Source organism: Bacillus sp. JJ783 (assembly GCF_036963225.1).
Classification (GTDB): domain Bacteria; phylum Bacillota; class Bacilli; order Bacillales; family Bacillaceae_G; genus Bacillus_A; species Bacillus_A cereus_U.
This window is the reverse complement of record NZ_JBALMG010000050.1, coordinates 43,965-48,785: the sequence shown is the minus strand read 5'-3', so window position 1 is coordinate 48,785 and position 4,821 is coordinate 43,965. Positions and strand designations below refer to the sequence as shown.

Below are 4,821 nucleotides of genomic sequence, written 5' to 3'. Positions count from 1 at the left end.
CCTTACAATATTGTAAGGTTTAAAAAAAACCCTCATCTTAAGCTAAGATGAGGGCTATTCAAAGTTAGTTGGTTTTTCGTTCTTCATTAACATTACGAATCAGAAAGTAATAAAATGAGACTTTCTAGTTACACTATATTAAATTTACTATCTTTTAACCATCGAATTACATTACAGAAGGCTTACATGTTTGTAAGCTATGTGTAATGTAATTCGATAGTTTCCTTTACCTACATCTCGTACAATAAAGTTAGAAAGTAAGCCAAATAAGAAGAACACTCACATAACCAAATTACATTGCTAGTAGCTACTCTTCTTATACCTTTCACTCATGCTACTACAATGTACCCCCTTCCCCTTTATATAATAAAAAAAGCCTTAGTCCATATGGACTAAGGCTTTTTCATGCACTTCAAAATACCCCTACCTAGTATTTTTATTTTCGACAAAAAATAGGCGGGGGTATAATTCGCTATCTCATCGTTAAAAGTTTACTCTTCGCATTAATAGGAATATTTACAGCTTCAATTTCTTCAATCGCCTCGCCGTAGCGTCCTTTTGCGTACACTTTTAATGCTTCATCTCTCTTTAACATATGCTTAACAGTCTTCTTTATTTTTTGTTCTTTTCCACGTTCGTCAAATGCAATAAATTCATATTCATACCATTCATCACCAATATGCTGACCAATTGTATTCACAACCGTATAATATTCTTTCGTCTTATAAAGTGGATTATATTTATCGATAACTGGTCCAAGTTTTGTAGGCAGTAACATTACTACTATCACTATCATCGCTATTATAGTAGTGATCATTTTTTTCTTCATACTAAACATTCCTCCTCTGCAGGATATATATACATCCATTTTAAAAAGAAGGAATAAAATCTACTATTGAATCTCATTACATTACACTTACATTTTTGTAAGAATTAAAAAAGGCGAACGAATTTACTCGTTCACCTTTTAGCTCGCTTTAAAGCCACCACCAAGTACATCACGTACATCGTGAATAACAACGAAAGCATCTTCATCAACTCTACTAATAACTTGCTTTAACTTAACAAGCTCTTGTTTATTAATAACGACATATAATACTTCTTTATTTTTACCAGTATATCCGCCGCGTCCTTCTAATACAGTGACACCGCGTGTCATGTTTTTCGTAATAGTCTCTCGAATTAAGTCTGGTTGGTTCGAAATAATCGTAACGGCTGTTTTTGTATCCATACCTTCCACGATGAAATCAATCACTTTCGCCCCGACAAATACAGCTACAAGTGTATACATTGCCTTTTCTTGTCCTATTATAAATACAGAACCCGCAATTACAACGATATCAATAATAAGTACGCCTTTTCCGACGCTCCAACCTAAATATTGATTTGCTAACTGCGCTAAAATTGCCGATCCTCCTGATGTACCTCCAGCTTTGAACATACATCCTAATCCGATACCTACAAATACACCAGCGAATAAAGCCGCTAATAATGTATCACTATTTACTTGATACTGAATGTGCTCTGTAACATATAAAAACAAAGATGTTTCCACAATACCTATAATTGTGTAAACCATCGTTTTCTTATCAAAAAATTTATAACCTACAGCTAATAAAATTGCATTTAAACCAAAATTTACAATTCCTGGTGACCAATCAAATAAATAATAAGTAACAACCGTTAGACCGATGATTCCACCCTCTGATAAACGGTTTGGAATTGCGAAGTAATTAATACCAATTGCAAATAGTAATGAACCGATTGTAATTAATGCGATTTCCTTTATACGTTGATTAACCATAGTTCATCCCTCCCCCCATTTGACATTGTATCACTATCTCCTAGAGGTTTAGAAGTGGTTTTTATTACGCAATTCTTCTCATAACAGTAAGGTTATTATGTTTAAACACACGCCTGATTAATTATTCATATTTGCTCGAACTGTACGAGCGAAGCGTTCCACATTACCTTTCTGAATATACTTAGCTGTCACCGTTTCCTGCTTGCAAGTAAATACTAAATGCGGATGAGAATTTATGTCGTCTATATGCAAATACGAATACTCTTCAAATGTTGCAGGATAGTAAGGAAATTCCCCGTAAAAAAGGAGACGTCTAGTAGTAGCAACAAAAATCCCATGCCGATATGATAAGGTAAAATCATCTTTCTCAAATATACCTATCACAAATGCTAAAATTTGTTCATCATCCTCTACATATTTTTTCATACTTAATAAAAGCTCATTCATGCATATTCCTCCAAATTCTATTCATTGTTTTAACACTTGAAAAGAATCCATGGATTATTACAGACCGGTGTAACTCTTTTATAAAGTATGAAACGGGTTTCTTGTCAAAGACATTTCAAAAAATAATCCGTTATGTGATTATACACATAACGGATTATTACTAAACCGTGGAGCGTTCCACAAGTTTATACGGAATTTCCATCTTTTCTTGTTTAGAACTCTCATCACTTACTTGCCTGTAAAACATTTCAAAAGCCGTCTTACCTATTCCCTTTAAATTTTGGTCAATGGTTGTCAGTTGTAAAACTTGAGAAATCGGTTGATTATCAAAACCAATAATCGCTAAATCTTCAGGAACTTTAATACCTAATTTTTCAACTTCTGTCATGATCCCAATAGCAACTTCATCTCCTGCCACTATTAATGCTTCAGGAGGATTCTCCATCTCCTTGAATTGATGTGCAACTCTTACACCATCTTCTAATGTAAAGCATTCTGTGAAAATCCGATCTTCCATCACTTCTTCATCTATTAATTGTAGCTGTTGTTTATAAGCATCAAAACGTTTCTTACTACTTGGTCCTAACTTTCTTCCCGTACAATATCCAATCTTCTTATAACCTTTTTCAATAAGGTAACTCATCCCTAATTGAAAAGCATTAAAATGATCTGTATATACACTCGATATACTTTCAATATCATTATCCTCACAAGCAATAACCGCCCCATACGCTGCATACGGCTCTATAATTTCCCACTCATTGGCACGAGAACAAATGATAAGACCGTCTAGTTGCTTTGTTTTCAACATATGTAAACTTTTCATTTCTTCTTTTTTATTGTAATTCGTTTGACAAAGAAGTACTCGATAGTTATGAGCTAATGCGACCTCCATCATTCCACCCACCATCGCATCAAAACACGGATGATTAATATAAGGTAAAATCACACCAACAATATTCGTTTTCCCTTTTGATAAATGAACAGCATTTGCATTTTGCGAGTAATTCAATTTCTCAACTATTTCTAAAACAACTTTCCTTTTTTCTTCGCTTACATACGGATGATCATTTAATACCCTCGAAACAGTCGTAACTGAAACCCCAGCCATCTTTGCAATATCTTTAATATTAGCCATACACTCACCTCTACTTTTAACTTAATAAATCACATGAACATATGTCAAATCTTCTCATCATTACACTTTCATTTGTTTTTCTTACAAAAGTGTAATTTTCCTGTAAGCTAATTCGATAGTGACTCTCCGCAACATTTCATATAATTAAGTCAGAAACAGGGCAACAACCATTTGAAAAGGAGCGGATCTATATGATGAACAAAATGAAATCAAACAATTTCTTAAATACAATGGGCATGGTATTTTCCGCTCTTATCGATGCAAAAGCTGTTGCTTCTACATTAAACAAGTAAGGAGAATTTATAATGAATAACATGACTTTTAACAAATTAGATTTTTTAGGACTAGCTAGCGGCTCGATTCTTCTTACTGCTTTCATTTACGCTGCTACGCTTATATAACTTTGTGTCCCCTTTCCCCTTTATATAAATAATAATAGAAAAGACGACCGTCTATGCCCGGTCGTCTTTTCTTACTTTTAATTTGGCTGTAAAACTTCCTTTAGTTCTTCAAACTTTGCATTTAATTCATCTGTCATCATTTTCATAGCCGTTTTTCGATCTATTTGTTCTTCAGCATCAATTTGAATTGGATCTCCAAAAACTAATTGCGCTTTTTTTCCTTTTATCAATTCTTTTATACTTGATGGGCCAATATAAGCTGCCGGTACTAACGGAACGTTAGAACGCATTGCAATCGTAACAGCCCCAGCTTTTAATGAAACGTCTTCTGATGATCTCGTCCCACTTGGGAAAATCCCTACTACTTTTCCCTCTTTTAATAAACGCGATGGAATTTTCAATGTGCTTGGCCCTGGATTCGCACGGTCTACAGGGAATGCATTTACATTTTTAAAAAACCAATTTTTAAATTTACCTTCAAACAATTCTTTTTTTGCCATGTAATGAATTTGAGTTGGATACATTCCTGCAGCTAACATTAAAACATCCATAAAACTTGTATGTGTGCACGCAACAACGTAAGGGCCACCTTCCGGTAATTTCTCTCTCCCTTGTACTTCTACTTTCCCAGCTGTTTTAAATATATATTTCAACGAAAATGTAATTAGTTTATACATTTGTTTCGTTCCTTTCTGAATATCCGAAGTATAATCATTTTCTTATAACGATTATAACACTAAGTTTTAGGAGTTGGTAATAAAAATAAGTATTTATTGTTAAATTTCAATTCTTACAAAAGTGTAATTTTCTTGTAAGCTAATTCGATAGTGACTCCCTCCACTATCTTATACAATTAAGTCAGAAAGTAACAACAACCATTTGAAAAGGAGCGGATCTATATGATGAACAAAATGAAAACGAACAATTTCTTAAATACAATGGGCATGGTATTTTCCGCTCTTATCGATGCAAAAGCTGTTGCTTCTACATTAAACAAGTAAGGAGAATTTATAATGAATAACATAACTTTT

Annotated in this window: 6 protein-coding genes; 1 reads left to right on the top strand and 5 read right to left on the bottom strand. The window is 33.6% G+C overall.

Annotated features, from left to right (window positions below):
* Positions 1-472 precede the first annotated feature (472 nt).
* The 4 genes from V7038_RS11080 to V7038_RS11065 all read right to left on the bottom strand — a co-directional run bounded on the left by V7038_RS11080 (position 473) and on the right by V7038_RS11065 (position 3,389).
* Complete coding sequence (locus V7038_RS11080) at positions 473-829, bottom strand: YxeA family protein (protein WP_002202019.1); 357 nt, start codon at positions 827-829, stop codon at positions 473-475.
* 138 nt (positions 830-967) lie between these two features.
* Complete coding sequence (locus V7038_RS11075; RefSeq protein WP_199661710.1) at positions 968-1,804, bottom strand: YitT family protein; 837 nt, start codon at positions 1,802-1,804, stop codon at positions 968-970.
* A gap of 117 nt (positions 1,805-1,921) precedes the next feature.
* Complete coding sequence (locus tag V7038_RS11070) at positions 1,922-2,251, bottom strand: PH domain-containing protein (protein ID WP_002113391.1); 330 nt, start codon at positions 2,249-2,251, stop codon at positions 1,922-1,924.
* Between the two features lie 160 nt (positions 2,252-2,411).
* Positions 2,412-3,389: a LacI family DNA-binding transcriptional regulator gene (locus V7038_RS11065; RefSeq protein ID WP_002113390.1), complete on the bottom strand. Its 978-nt coding sequence runs from the start codon at positions 3,387-3,389 to the stop codon at positions 2,412-2,414.
* A 305-nt stretch (positions 3,390-3,694) separates the two neighbouring features.
* Between V7038_RS11065 and V7038_RS11060 the strand changes: the two genes are divergently transcribed.
* Entirely contained in the window at positions 3,695-3,790 is a 96-nt protein-coding gene (locus tag V7038_RS11060; RefSeq protein ID WP_002124767.1) for a DUF3948 family protein, read from the top strand.
* Positions 3,791-3,867: 77 nt separating this feature from the next.
* Here V7038_RS11060 and V7038_RS11055 read toward each other — a convergent pair whose 3' ends face one another.
* Entirely contained in the window at positions 3,868-4,467 is a 600-nt protein-coding gene (locus tag V7038_RS11055; RefSeq protein WP_002113389.1) for a lysophospholipid acyltransferase family protein, read from the bottom strand.
* Positions 4,468-4,821 lie beyond the last annotated feature (354 nt).

What these genes read in the sequence shown, in the direction of transcription:
- V7038_RS11055 (WP_002113389.1), bottom strand. Translation starts at nt 4,467, where the DNA reads ATGTATAAACTAATTACATTTTCGTTGAAATATATATTTAAAACAGCT.
- V7038_RS11060 (WP_002124767.1), top strand. Translation starts at nt 3,695, where the DNA reads ATGAATAACATGACTTTTAACAAATTAGATTTTTTAGGACTAGCTAGC.
- V7038_RS11070 (WP_002113391.1), bottom strand. Translation starts at nt 2,251, where the DNA reads ATGAATGAGCTTTTATTAAGTATGAAAAAATATGTAGAGGATGATGAA.
- V7038_RS11065 (WP_002113390.1), bottom strand. Translation starts at nt 3,389, where the DNA reads ATGGCTAATATTAAAGATATTGCAAAGATGGCTGGGGTTTCAGTTACG.
- V7038_RS11075 (WP_199661710.1), bottom strand. Translation starts at nt 1,804, where the DNA reads ATGGTTAATCAACGTATAAAGGAAATCGCATTAATTACAATCGGTTCA.
- V7038_RS11080 (WP_002202019.1), bottom strand. Translation starts at nt 829, where the DNA reads ATGAAGAAAAAAATGATCACTACTATAATAGCGATGATAGTGATAGTA.